The organism is Halorubrum sp. CGM4_25_10-8A, assembly GCF_005435025.1.
Classification (GTDB): Archaea; Halobacteriota; Halobacteria; order Halobacteriales; family Haloferacaceae; genus Halorubrum; species Halorubrum ezzemoulense.
On the sequence record NZ_SGTX01000009.1, the window covers coordinates 38,586 to 51,132 of the forward strand.

The 12,547-nt window shown below is 68.7% G+C and carries 13 protein-coding genes; 9 read left to right on the top strand and 4 right to left on the bottom strand.

The genetic code is table 11. The features are described 5' to 3' along the window. Nucleotides 1–49: 49 nt before the first annotated feature. Nucleotides 50–1,708: a gamma-glutamyltransferase family protein gene (locus EXE52_RS10855; protein ID WP_089308173.1), complete on the bottom strand. Its 1,659-nt coding sequence runs from the start codon at nucleotides 1,706–1,708 to the stop codon at nucleotides 50–52. A 232-nt stretch (nucleotides 1,709–1,940) separates the two neighbouring features. Here EXE52_RS10855 and EXE52_RS10860 point away from each other — a divergent pair, with 232 nt between their 5' ends. The 6 genes from EXE52_RS10860 to EXE52_RS10885 all read left to right on the top strand — a co-directional run bounded on the left by EXE52_RS10860 (nucleotide 1,941) and on the right by EXE52_RS10885 (nucleotide 8,726). Beyond that, complete coding sequence (locus EXE52_RS10860; protein WP_089308172.1) at nucleotides 1,941–3,632, top strand: ABC transporter substrate-binding protein; 1,692 nt, start codon at nucleotides 1,941–1,943, stop codon at nucleotides 3,630–3,632. Between the two features lie 38 nt (nucleotides 3,633–3,670). Continuing rightward, nucleotides 3,671–4,621 carry an ABC transporter permease gene (locus EXE52_RS10865; protein WP_049931661.1) on the top strand — a complete coding sequence of 317 codons (951 nt, stop codon included), beginning with the start codon at nucleotides 3,671–3,673 and terminating at the stop codon, nucleotides 4,619–4,621. A 3-nt stretch (nucleotides 4,622–4,624) separates the two neighbouring features. Further along, nucleotides 4,625–5,710, top strand: coding sequence for an ABC transporter permease (locus EXE52_RS10870; RefSeq protein WP_049931660.1), 1,086 nt, complete (start codon nucleotides 4,625–4,627; stop codon nucleotides 5,708–5,710). Then, nucleotides 5,710–6,801 (top strand): ABC transporter ATP-binding protein, encoded by a 1,092-nt coding sequence (locus tag EXE52_RS10875; RefSeq protein WP_049931659.1) that lies wholly within the window; start codon nucleotides 5,710–5,712, stop codon nucleotides 6,799–6,801. The genes EXE52_RS10870 and EXE52_RS10875 overlap by 1 nt, the downstream gene beginning before the upstream one ends. Beyond that, nucleotides 6,798–8,117: an ABC transporter ATP-binding protein gene (locus tag EXE52_RS10880; RefSeq protein ID WP_089308171.1), complete on the top strand. Its 1,320-nt coding sequence runs from the start codon at nucleotides 6,798–6,800 to the stop codon at nucleotides 8,115–8,117. Before EXE52_RS10875 ends, EXE52_RS10880 begins: the two co-directional genes overlap by 4 nt. A gap of 75 nt (nucleotides 8,118–8,192) precedes the next feature. After that, entirely contained in the window at nucleotides 8,193–8,726 is a 534-nt protein-coding gene (locus tag EXE52_RS10885) for a hypothetical protein (RefSeq protein ID WP_049931658.1), read from the top strand. 25 nt (nucleotides 8,727–8,751) lie between these two features. Here the strand turns inward: EXE52_RS10885 and EXE52_RS10890 are convergent, their stop codons facing one another. After that, the gene (locus EXE52_RS10890) at nucleotides 8,752–9,108 is read right to left on the bottom strand and encodes a GntR family transcriptional regulator (protein ID WP_049931657.1); all 357 of its coding nucleotides are present in this window, start codon (nucleotides 9,106–9,108) and stop codon (nucleotides 8,752–8,754) included. Nucleotides 9,109–9,182: 74 nt separating this feature from the next. Then, nucleotides 9,183–9,386, bottom strand: a complete 204-nt coding sequence (locus tag EXE52_RS10895) for a hypothetical protein (RefSeq protein ID WP_049931656.1) — start codon at nucleotides 9,384–9,386, stop codon at nucleotides 9,183–9,185. Nucleotides 9,387–9,518: 132 nt separating this feature from the next. Here EXE52_RS10895 and EXE52_RS18750 point away from each other — a divergent pair, with 132 nt between their 5' ends. Both EXE52_RS18750 and EXE52_RS10900 read left to right on the top strand, forming a co-directional pair. Further along, nucleotides 9,519–9,686, top strand: a complete 168-nt coding sequence (locus tag EXE52_RS18750; protein WP_241988244.1) for a hypothetical protein — start codon at nucleotides 9,519–9,521, stop codon at nucleotides 9,684–9,686. A 30-nt stretch (nucleotides 9,687–9,716) separates the two neighbouring features. Further along, nucleotides 9,717–10,247 carry a hypothetical protein gene (locus EXE52_RS10900; protein ID WP_241988245.1) on the top strand — a complete coding sequence of 177 codons (531 nt, stop codon included), beginning with the start codon at nucleotides 9,717–9,719 and terminating at the stop codon, nucleotides 10,245–10,247. Nucleotides 10,248–10,906: 659 nt separating this feature from the next. On the opposite strand, the gene EXE52_RS10905 is transcribed toward EXE52_RS10900, so the two are convergent. Beyond that, nucleotides 10,907–11,563: an HVO_0476 family zinc finger protein gene (locus EXE52_RS10905; protein ID WP_089308170.1), complete on the bottom strand. Its 657-nt coding sequence runs from the start codon at nucleotides 11,561–11,563 to the stop codon at nucleotides 10,907–10,909. Nucleotides 11,564–11,690: 127 nt separating this feature from the next. On the opposite strand from EXE52_RS10905, the gene prs reads away from it, so the two are divergent. Continuing rightward, nucleotides 11,691–12,545: a ribose-phosphate diphosphokinase gene (gene prs / locus EXE52_RS10910; protein ID WP_049931651.1), complete on the top strand. Its 855-nt coding sequence runs from the start codon at nucleotides 11,691–11,693 to the stop codon at nucleotides 12,543–12,545. The last annotated feature ends 2 nt before the right edge of the window (nucleotides 12,546–12,547 follow it).

Consider the following 12,547-nt stretch of genomic DNA (forward strand, 5'->3'; position numbering starts at 1 on the left):
GCCGCCGTGGCGACGGGGACTCGACCGCACCTCGCCGCCACCCGTCGGCTCAGTACCCCTGCGCGTTCCCGTCCTTCCGGGGTTCGGTGGCGGCCGAGAGGACCCCGTCGCGGTTGCGAGCGATCTGCGCGCCGCCGAACATGACCGGCGAGAGCGTCCGCACGTCGTGATCCTTCCGGACCAGTTTGGCTGCGGCGTCGTCGTCGAAGTGAGGTTCGAGCGCGAGTTCGCCGCCCTCGCGGTAGCGCCACCGCGGCTCGTCGAGCGCGCGCTGGAGGGGCATATCGTAGTCGACCAGATTCGAGATCACCTGGACGTGGCCCTGCGGCTGCATGTACCCGCCCATCACGCCGAACGCCGCCCAGTCGTCCTCGTCGAACCGGACCACGCCAGGGATGAGGGTGTGGAAGGGGCGCTTGCCTGGTTCGAGGCTGTTCGGGTGGTCCGGGTCGAGCGAGAAGGACGCGCCGCGGTTCTGGAGCGCGATGCCGGTGTCGCCCGCGACGAGCCCGGAGCCGAAGCCGGCGAACCGCGAGTTGATGTAGGAGACGACGTTCCCGGCGTCGTCGGCGACAGTGAGCAGCACGGTGTCGGCGTCCTCCGCGTTCGCGTTCGGCACCCCGAAGGAGACGTCGTGCGAGGCGGTCTCGCCGACGCGGGCGGCGCGCTCGGCGGCCCAGTCGGCCGACGCGAGCGGGGGGATCTCCTCGTACTCCGGGTCGGTGATGTAACGGTGGCCGTCGTGGAAGGCTCGCTTCAATGCCTCGGCGAAGTAGTGGACGCGCTCGGGGGAGTCGTAGTCGTGCTCGCCCGCGCCCAGTTCGGCGGCGACGTTGAGCGCCTCCAGCGCGATGAGCCCCTGATTGTTCGGCGGTAGCTCGTACACCTCGGCGCCGTTGTACGTCGTCGACACCGGCTCCGGCCACTCGACCTCGAACTCGGCGAGGTCGTCGACGGTCATGAACCCGCCCTGCGACTGGACCTCGTCGGCGATCGCCTCGGCGATCTCGCCCTCGTAGACGGCGTCCGCGCCCTCCTCTGCGATCGTCTCCATCGACTCGCCGAGCCGCGGGAGCGTCACCGTCTGGCCGACGGCCGGCGGCTCGCCGTCGAACAGGAACGCCTCGCGGGCGTGGTCGTCGGTGAACAGCGCGTCGGCGCTCGCCCAGTAGGAGGCGATCACCTCGGACACCGGGTACCCCTCGGTCGCGTACCGGATCGCCGGCGCGAGCGCGTCGGCGAGCGTGAGCCGACCCAGCTTCTCGACGGTCGCCTCCCAGCCGCGGGCCGTTCCCGGGACGGTGACCGCGTGCGGCCCGTAGAACGGCATCTCGGCCTCGCCGGCGTCGTCGACCGCGTAGCCGCCGTCGTCCGGGTAGTAGGAGTCGGCGTCGTCGTCCTCGGCGAGCGCCGCCCGCACACTTTCGATCGTCGCGTCGGCGGGCGCGCCGCCGCAGGAGCGCATCGCGCCGACCTCGCCGTCGGCGGTCCGGTACAGCGCGAACACGTCGCCGCCGAGCCCGGTCGAGGTCGGCTCGACGACGTTGAGCGCGGCGGCGGTCGCGACCGCCGCGTCGAACGCGTTGCCCCCCTCGCGTAACACCTCGATCCCCGCCTGGCTCGCGAGCGGCTGGCTTGTCGCCACCACGCCGCGCTCGCCGTACACGGTCGACCGCCGCGAGGTGAATCGGTCTAAGTCCGGATCCATACTCTCGATCCGGTCGCCCGGCACATAAACATCGATCCGGATCTATCCGGTCTGTTCGCTCCCGACCGAACGATCTGCCACCGGAAGGCGGGGCTCGGTCGCGCTTCGCCAGACAATAGTGAACGATCATGTCAATACGTCCAATTGTCACCGAATCGGTCAATTACTGTACGGATGACGACCTGATGTACTGAATAGAATAGTTTTTAACGACCGACGTGTACGTGTTGGTATGTCTCACTCTGACAACGGACAGACGAAATCGGCAGCGACTCGCCGACGGGTTCTCGCCGCAATGGGCGGTGCGAGCGTCGTCGGCCTCGCAGGTTGTGTCGGCGGCGACGGCGGCGACGGGTCCGACGGCGGCGACGGCACGAACGAGTTCGTCGCGTCGGCGGCCGCGAACCCGGGCACGTTCGACCCGACGATCATCACGGACGCGACCTCCAACTCCGTCGTCGGCACCATGGCCTACGAGCGGTTGGTCGCGCTGACGTTCGACTACTCCGAGTTCCGGGGCGAACTCGCCTCCAGCTACGAGCAGGTCGACGACACCACGTTCCGGTTCCAGCTCCGCGAGGGGGTCACGTTCCATAACGGCGACGAGTTCACCGCCGAGGACGTCCAGTTCTCCATCAACCGGACGAGCGGCACGACGAACGACGCCGACGTCTCCTTCATCGAGAACGTCGAGATACTCGGCGACTACGAGGTCGAAATCACCTCGACCGACCCGCACGCGCCGTTCTTGAACGACCTCGCCGCGGTCCCGATCCTCACGAGCAAGACCGACGCGATCAGCGAAAGCCCGGAACAGGACGACCACTCGTTCACCGAGCAGACCCTCGGTACCGGACCGTGGGAGCTGGAGGAGTTCTCGGCTGAGGACCGAGCCGTCCTCGTCCCCTACGACGACTACTGGTACGACGGCGACGACTACCCCGGCACGGCGCCGTGGGACCGGGTCACGATCCGGGTCATCCCGGAGCAGGTCTCGCAGGAGGAGGCGATGGCCGCCGGCGAGCTCGACATGATCGACAACGCGGCGCCCTTCGAGCTCGACCAGTGGGAGAACCAGACCGGCGAGGTCGTCACCGGCAGCGCCGTCGGGTTCGACTTCATCACCTATCCGGTCAACCAGAGCCCGTTCACCAACGAGAAGCTCCGCCGCGGGATGACCCGGCTACTCCCGAAGTCCGACGTCATCGAGGCCGTCTTCGGCGGCTATGCGACGGAGCTCGCCGGCCCGATCAGCCCCGGTCTCGGAGCGTTCTGGGACCCCGAGCACGAGCAGAACCTCCTCGACGAGTACGTCGGCCAGGACGAGGAGGAGGGCCTCCGGCTCATCGGCGAGGCGTTCGAGGAGGAGGGCATCGAGGCGCCGTTCGACGTCTCCTTCATCACCAACGTCAACCGGACCCGCGAGCGGTGGATGGAGATCATCCAGCAGACGATGGACGAGACCGAGTACTTCAACGCGGAGCTCGACGTCCGCGCCTTCGACGACCTCGTCCCGTTCCTGCTCGACCCCGAGGGCGCCGCGGCCAGCACCGACGTCGTCGGCATCGGCTGGACGGGCGGCTCCGACCCGGACGGCCACATCAACCAGCTGCTCCACTCCAGCCAGCACGTCCCCGACGGATTCAACTGGAACCTCTACGAGAACGAGGAGATGGACTCGCTGATCACCGAGGGGCAGACGACCCTCGGCGCCGAGGAGCGACTCCCGATCTACCAGGACATCCAAGAGCTCGTCGCGCAGGAGGTCCCGATGGCGAACATGTGGACCGGCGACGTGATCGACGTGCTCAACCCGGCCAACGTCGAGTCTGTCGACCAGTGGAGCCCGCACCCGAACGCGAGCAACCGGTACAACACGCTGTACAAGCCGCACCTCGACGAGATCGTGTACCCGGCGGAGTAACGGTCTCAAACATCCGATAGCGCCCTCAATTCACCCCGATGAGTCTCCAACGATTTGTCATTAAACGCAGCCTGATAACCATCCCGCTGCTGCTCGGGATATCCCTGCTCACCTTCGGGATGGTCCACGCCATTCCCGGCGACCCGATCGACTTCATCACGCTGTTCACGGAGCTCGATCCGCAGACGGAGATGGAGATCCGGGCCGAGTACGGCCTCGACCAGCCGGTGTACATCCAGTACATCGACTGGGTCACCAGCGCGGCGACCGGCGACTTCGGCCGGTCGATCATCACCCGCGACCCGGTGATAAACGAGATCATGGAGCGGCTCCCGTACACGCTCGTGATGGGGATCATGGCGTTCGGCGTCACGCTCGCCACGGCGATCCCGACCGGCGTGATCGCGGCGTACTACCGCAACACCAAGATCGATCAGGCCAGCCGCGTGTTCGCGCTGCTCGGGATCGCGATCCCGAACTTCCTGCTCGGCCTGCTGCTGCTCTTGATCTTCGCGAGCTGGCTCGACCTGTTCCCCATCCTGCCGCCCACCAGTAAGGGGATCCTCAGCTACGACATGCTGGTGTACACCCTGTTGCCGGCGATCACCATCGGGACCGGTTCCACGGCTCTGCTGATGCGACTGATGCGGTCCTCGATGGTGGAGGAACTCGACAAAGACTACGTCCGGACGGCGCGCGCGAAGGGGCTCCCGGAGCGGACGGTCGTCCGGAAACACGTCCTGCGGAACTCGCTGATCTCTGTCGTCACCGTGGCGGCGATCCAGGTCGCGTTCATCATCAGCGGCTCCGTCGTCGTCGAGATCGTCTTCTCGTATCCGGGTATCGGACGGCTGCTCGTCGATCGGGTGGGTAACCGCGACTTCCCGGTCATCCAGGCGATCGTCCTCCTGATCGGCGTCGCCGTGATACTCGCGAACTTCGTCGCCGACGTGCTCTACGCGTACCTCGATCCCAGAATCCGATACTAGATAATGTCAAGCGAAACCTCACAGCGGACGACGGAACGCGGACGAATACGGGTCTCCGGCTTCGACGTCGAGCGCGTCGACTCCCGGGACCCGCTCTCCTCGTGGCAGCCCGACCTCCAGTCGGAGGAGGGGCGTGGTCGCCTCGAGTACGCGTGGATGCGGTTCAAACGGAACCGCCTCGCGCTGTTCGGCGCGGCCACCATCGTCTTCATGGTGCTGCTCGCGGTGTTCTCCCGTCCGATCCAGCTCCCGACTAGCTTCCCGGTGCTGGCCGGAGAGACGGTCCAGCCGTTCTCGCTCGCGCCGGCCGACCCCGCGAACCAGGACGTGATCACCGGGTACCGGGAGCCCACCCTGGAGAACCTCCTCACTTGGCCGCCCACCGGACTCTACCTGTTCGGCGCCGACTGGGCCGGCCGCGACATCCTCTCGCGGGTGATGTACGGCGGGCGCTGGAGCCTCTCGATCGGCTTCATCGCCGTCGCCATGGCCCTCCTCGTCGGGATCCCGCTCGGCTCGATCGCGGGGTACTACGGCGGCAAGATCGACGAGATCATCATGCGCCTCGTCGACCTGCTGTACGCGTTCCCGTTTATCGTGCTCGCGATCGCGGTCATCGCCGTCCTCGGTCGCGGCTACTGGGAGATGATCCTCGCCCTGGTCGTCGTCGGGTGGCTCCCGTACGCCCGCATCATCCGCGGCGAGATCCTGAGCGTGAAGGAGAACGAGTACGTCACCGCGGCGAAGGCGCTCGGCTCCCGCGACCGCTCGATCATCGCGCGGCACATCCTCCCGAACGCCATGGCGCCGGTGATCGTTCAGGCGACGCTCAGCATCGGCACCACGGTGCTCGTCGCCGCGGCGCTCGGGTTCATCGGGCTCGGCCTGTCCCCGGCGAGCGCGGAGTGGGGCGTCATGCTCAACGTCGAGCAGGACGCGATCGCCCGCGGCCGCTGGTGGGCCGGGCTGTTCCCGGGCCTCGCCATCTTCGTCTTCGTGATGGCGATCAACCTCGTCGGCGACGGCGTCCGCGACGCGTTCGACCCGCAGGGCGACCAGACCGACACCGACACCGGGGGGCTCCGCTGATGGCGATGCTCGAAGTCGAGGACCTCAACGTGCGGTTCTACACCGACGACGGGGTCGTCAAGGCGACGAACGACCTCTCGTACCGGATCGAGGCCGGCGAGCGGTTCGGCGTCGTCGGCGAGAGCGGGGCCGGGAAGAGCGTCACGAGCCTCGCGCTGATGCGCCTCATCGACGAGCCGGGCGTCATCGAGAGCGGCGAGATCCGGTTCAAGGGCCAGAACATCTTGGAGATGGACGAAGAGGAGATGCGCGAACTCCGCGGCAACGAGATCGCGATGATCTTCCAGGACGCCGGGACCGCGCTGAACCCGTCGTACACGGTGGGCGAGCAGATCTCGGAGGCGATCCGGTACCACATCGGGCTCGACGAGGAAGCGGCGCGCGAGCGCGCCATCGAGACGCTGGAGTCGGTCGGGATCCCCTCGGCCGCCGAGCGGTACAGCGACTACCCGCACGAGTTCTCCGGCGGGATGCAACAGCGCGTCGTGATCGCGATCGCGCTGTCGTGCGACCCCGACCTGATCATCGCCGACGAGCCGACCACCGCGCTCGACGTCACCATCGAGGCGCAGATCCTCGAACTGCTGGAGGAGGTCGCGACCGAGTTCGACACCGCCATCCAGCTCATCACCCACGACCTCGGCGTCGTCGCCGAGTTCTGTGACCGGGTCATGGTGATGTACGCCGGCCACCCGGTGGAGATGGCGCCGGTCGAGGACGTGTACTACGACCCGCAACACCCGTACACCGTCGGGCTGATGAGCTCCATCCCGCGTATCGGCGACGAGCGCGACCGGCTCCAGACGATCCCGGGCCGGATGCCGGACCTGATCGAGATGCCGCCGGGCTGTAACTTCCACCCCCGGTGTCCGTACGCCGAGGAGTCGTGTACCCGCATGGAGCCCCAGCTCGTCGACGTCGAGACGGGAGAGCCCGCGGACCCGATCAACAGCGACGCGCAGAGCGCCGCGTGTCTCGCACACACCGGCGAACTCACCGGCGAACTCGACTACGAGGTGACCGTCCGCGGCGAGGACGACCCGGTCGGGTCGGGCGACGCGGCGAGCTCAGCGGGGGTGAGCGACCGATGAGCGGCTCCGAGCCGCTCCTCCGCGTCGAGGGGCTCGAGAAGTACTACGAGTCCGAGAGCGACTTCATCGACCGCCTCCTCGGCCGGCAGAAGAAGGTGAAGGCGGTCGACGGGGTCTCCTTCGAGATCGAAGCGGGAGAGACGCTGGGGCTGGTCGGCGAGAGCGGCTGCGGGAAGAGCAGCATCGGCCGGTCGATCCTCCAGCTCCGCGAGCCGACCGCCGGCTCGGTGTACTTTAAGGGCGAGGACATCACGACGTTCTCCGACAGGGAGCTCCGGGATCTGCGAAAAGAGATGCAGATAATCTTCCAGAACCCGCAGTCGAGCCTCAACCCGCGGCTGACGGTGAACGACATCATCGGAGAGGCGCTCGACATCCACGGGATCGAGGGGGGCGTCTCCCGCGACGCCCGGATCAAGGAACTGCTCGACCGCGTCGGGCTCAACGCGAGCCACGCCAACCGGTACCCGCACGAGTTCTCCGGCGGACAGCTCCAGCGGATCGGGATCGCCCGCGCGCTCGCCGTGGACCCCGACTTCATCGTCTGCGACGAGCCCGTCTCGGCGCTCGACGTGTCGGTCCAGGCCCAGATCCTCAACCTGTTGGAGGACCTCCAAGACGAGCTTGGGATCGCGTACCTGTTCATCGCGCACGACCTCTCCGTCGTCGAGCACATCGCCGACGAGATCGCCGTCATGTACCTCGGCAAGATGGCCGAGATCGGCACGCCAGAGGAGCTGTTCGCGCCGCCGCAACACCCGTACACCGAGGCGCTGCTGTCGGCGATCCCGGAGCCGGACCCGCTGTGGGAGGGGGACCGGATCCTGCTGGAGGGGTCGGTTCCCTCCCCGATCGATCCCCCGTCCGGCTGTAAGTTCCACACGCGGTGTCCCCGCGTCATCCCGCCCTCGGACTACGAGTTCGAGCAGGCGGAGTGGCGCGCGGTCATGTCGCTCCGCCACCGCGCCCGCGAGGAGGACATCGCCGTCGAGACGTTCGACGCCGGCGAGAGCGCGCTGATGGAGGCGCTCCGCGAGGAGCTCGACCTCCCATCGACGCTGTCGGACCCGGAGGCAGAGGAAGTGGTCCAAGAGGCGCTCCGGCTGGTCGCCGACGAAGAGTTCGAGCACGCCGAGCGGGTGCTCGACGAGACGTTCGACACGCCCTGCTCGACGGACGAACCGGTGCTCCGCCAGACCGACGCGGGGCGCGTCGCGTGTCACCTCTTCGACCCGGCTTACGAAGCCGGGCCGACCGAGGGGGCGGCGCCCGACGACGGTACCGCCCCCGGCTCGGCCGCGAGCGGCGACGACTGACCCCGGTCCGTCGTCCCTCCCGCCCGGGAGCGGCCCCGACGACACGCTTATTCCTCCCGGCGGGAACCTCCACGCATGCCTCGCTCACGTCGGCGGGACGGCGTCGACCGCTCCGACGACGACCCGTTCCGGCCGAACGAGTCCGTCGAACGCCACCGCCCTCGGGCCGCCAAGACGCTCCCGGCGGCGACGCTCGCACGGTGGCTGCTCCCGGCGCGGCTTCACCGCTGGGCCGTCTCCGTCAGCGTCGACACGCCGGCGACCGTGTACGAAGCGGGCGAGCCGATCCCGGTGGCGATCGAGCTCCGGAACCCGCTTCCGGTCCCGGTAACCGTTCGGACGCGGTCCCCGGTCCCGTGGACGTGGCACGTCGACGGGCACCGCGACGCGTCACAGGTGTCCGAACCGCTCCCGGAGTCGGAAGCGCGGTTCACGCTCGACCGCGGGGAGCGGCGACGGTTCACCCGGCGGTGGCAGCAGAGCTTCCAGGTCTCGGAGACGGAGTGGCGGCCCGCCGACCGCGGGGAACACACGATCGGCGCCGGGCTCGCCGTGGACGACCCCGCCGGAAAAGGCGTCTACGACGAGACGACCGTCCGGATCGAGTGACCCGCGTCCGGGGCGCCGCAGGGCCTCACTCGTCGTCGCTCGGGATGTCGATCTCTTCCTGATGGTAACGCTCGGTCGCGAGCTCCGCGACCGCCCGGAGCGCCTCGGTGAGATCGTCCGATTCGTCGAGCGCGTATCGGTCGGGGTCGCGCCCCTCGGTCCGATCGATCTCCAGGATTCCGAACCGTTCGAGTCCGTCGAGCGCCTCGTGGACGACAGTCCGGTCGACGCCCGCGCCCTCGGCGATCCGATCGACCGGCAGCGGCTCGGACGCGTAAAATAGCGCCGCGACGACCCGCGCCCGCACTCGGTTCGTGAACAGGAGCGCGAGCCCGTTCTCCGCCACGAGCCGCGTGTACTCGTCGGTCGATTGCTCGTCCATACCCGCCGTTCACGAGCGAGCGGCATGACGGCTTCGGAACGGGCGAGTCCGCGGCGGCGCCCGCCGACCCCGCGTCACTCCTCGAACTCGGCGTAGTGACGCACAAGCCCGCACTCCGGACACATCACGGTCGTCAGCTCCTTGCGCTCGTTCATGCCGAGCTTCCCGAGGAGCCCTGACCGTTTCTCGCCGGTCCTGACGTGCGCGTTCCACGCGTCGCCCATGCTGAACTCGACCTCCTCCATCGTGACGCCGCAGTCCGGACAGCGGTGGTCCATGGGGGTCGACTCGCGCGGCGACCTGAAAACGGTTCGTCCGCTCGGCGGCCGAGCGACGCTGTTCCCCGGGCGCCGAGCCACCCGGGTCGAGTGATCAGACTCTTTCGACGCCGGGGCGATCGGGCCGTAGGGATGACTCGCCGGGCCGACCTCGATCGCTTCTACGACCTGCTCGACGACCTCGCGCGCCGGGTCGGCGGACCGCGGAAGCTCAAGGAGTGTACCGGGTACATGGACTGGCCCGACCGGGGCATCTACTTCTTCCTCGCCCCGGGCGAAACGCGCGCTTCGACCGACTAGTCACGCGTCACCCGCGTGGGGACGCACGCGGTGTCCGCGGGGAGCAGCACGACCCTCTGGGACAGACTGAAACAGCACTACGGCACGGGCAGCGGAAGCTCAAACCATCCTCACGGCGGCGCTCACCGCGCGTCCGTATATCGCAAGCGCGTCGGTGAAGCGATCATCGAGAAGTACGGCCTCCGCGAGGACTACCCCGACTGGGACGAGCGGTGGTCGGGCGTCGACCGCGAGCGAGCGGCGGTCCGCGACGAGGAGTACGCCCTCGAACGGCGCGTGAGCGCGTTCGTCCGCGAACAGCCGTTCCTCTGGGTGCCCCTCGACGACGAACCCGGCGCGGATAGCGACCGGCGCGTTCTCGAACGGAACTCTATCGCCCTCCTGAGCAACTTCGATCGGGAGCCGGTCGATCCCCGGCGGACCGACTGGATCGGGCGACACAGCCGGAGCCGTGCGATCCGCGAGTCGGGACTCTGGAACGTGGATCACGCCGACGAACAGTACGACGGCGGCTTCCTCGGACTATTCGCGGACGCCGTCGACGACGCGACGCCGCCGTAGTCGGTCGTCAGGCTACTCCCGTCGTCATCGCGGCGCCGCACTCTCGGCGACTGTGAGCGTGGTTCACTCGCGGTCGTCTCCAGTCGAACTGTACGGACGGAAAGGCTGGCCTCGGCACTCATAGGGCTCGTCGTCGCCGGGTGCCGAGTCCGGCTCGGAGCGGTGATTCGTCATCGGCCGCTCGTCGGTAGTCGCGCCGTTGAATAAAAGGATCCGGCCGCGCCGTCAGTGCGACGACCCGGCGTACTCGTTCCAGCGGTCGGTCCCGTTCGCGATCCGCCGGGTGTCCGACGGGTCGAACGTCCCCGCCGCCTGCGCGACAGCCTCCGCGGCGGTCGGAAGGTCGTCCGGAGCGTCGGTTGCGGCCGAGTCAGCGGATGGACCCGATCGGTCGGTGGGCTGTTCGGTCGGCGTCGCCTCGCGCGTGCTCGGACCGCCGGGACCGGTCGTCGTCCCCGCCGTCGAGCGTGCGTCAGTCGTGTACTACGGGTGGCACGTCACAGGCAACGTGCGTATCCTTCATAATTGTTTATGTTAGTATGAGGATCGCCGCGGGGAGTGGTCGCGGCCGTCGGCGACTCAGCGATCGGCGATCAGTCTCGCCGAGCCGACGGTACGGTGATCGCCTCCTACCGGGCCGACGGTACGGTGATCGTCTCCTACCAGGCCGACCACGCGGCGAGCGTCTCGTCGCGGGCGTAGATCCGCTTGAGGTCCTTCGCGTAAGCGAGGTCGCCGGGGTGGTCGAGTTTCTCGTGGCGGTACTCGGGCGCGTCCTCGCGGATGTGGAGCCCCTCGACGGTGAACTCCTCCTCGCCGAACTCCACCGTCTCGTCGACGGTGAACTCGTAGTCGCCGGGGACGTTCACGCGCAGCGACCGGGTCTGGTCCGCGTCCCCGTCCTTCGGGTGGAGCGTGACCGGGACCGCGACGTTGTCGACCGCGCGGGTCCACAGCGTCTCCACGTCCGTGATGTCCGCTTCCTCGACGCGGTTCTCGGGGCCGAGTTCGATCCCCGTGATCCGCACCTGCATCAGCGCCTCGTCGGTGTCGACGACGAACTCCTCGCCGGTGCCCACGTCGCCTTCGGCGGGCACGTCCATCGTCGTGGTGAACGAGTCGCCGTCCTGCGAGACGACGACCGTCACGGCGACGGTCTCGTCCTCGGGGATCTCGGTCTTGTGGGTGTGGTCGCACTCGGTACAGCGCACGGTGGCCTGCCCGCCCGGGCTGAGGACCTCGTGGACGGTCGGCTCGGCGGGCGAACACGACGGGCAGGGGAGCCCGACGCGCGCGCCGGCTTCGGTGTCAGTCATTGGGCGCTCGTACCCGCCGCGCCCGTAAATATCCGCCCCTGTGGGGGCGGTGTGGGTCGCGCTCGCGTGGCGCGCGGCGTCGCGCGGTAAGGAAACTGGTTTACCGGAGTCCGCGGAACGGTCGCCCATGATCGTACCCGGGTCCAGCTCGCAGCAGCTCGCGGCGGCGCTCGCCGCGGAGACGGGCCGGGCGCTCGCGACCCCGACCTACGACCGGTTCCCGGATGGGGAGGGGCTCGCCGCGGTGCCCGACTTCGACGCCGACGAGGCCGTGATCGTCGCCGCGACCGACTCCGACGAGGCGTGGGTCGAACTGCTCCAGCTCCAGGACGCCGTCCGCGAGGCCGGCGCGACGGACGTGACCACCGTTGTCCCCTATATGGGGTACGCCCGCCAGGACGACTCCTTCGGCGACGGAGAACCCGTCTCCGCCCGCGCGATGGCGAAGGCGATCTCGACCGGGACCGACCGCGTCCGCCTCGTCAACCCCCACGAGTCGACCGTCGCCGACTTCTTCGACGTCCCTGTCGAGGCGGTCGACGCGGCCGGCGTCCTCGCCGACCCGCTCCCCGCCGACCTCGACGACCCGCTCTTCCTCGCGCCCGACGAGGGCGCCACCGACGTGGCCGCGGCCGTCCGCGACGCGTACGGTGCCGGCGAGACGGACTACTTCGAGAAGCACCGCGACCGCGAGACCGGTGCCGTCGCGGTGTCGCCCTCCGACGCGAGCGTCGCCGACCGCGACGTGGTCGTCGTCGACGACATCATCGCGACCGGGTCGACGATGAGCGAGTCGGTCGCCGTCCTCACCGACCGCGGTGCGGCGCGGGTGCTGACCGCCTGCGTCCACCCGGTGCTCGCCGCCAACGCGGTGACGAAGCTCCGCGCCGCCGGCGTCGACCGGATCCTCGGCAGCGACACCGTCGAGCGCGGCTGTAGCGTCGTCAGCGTCGCGCCGGCGCTGGCCGACGCGCTGGACTGACG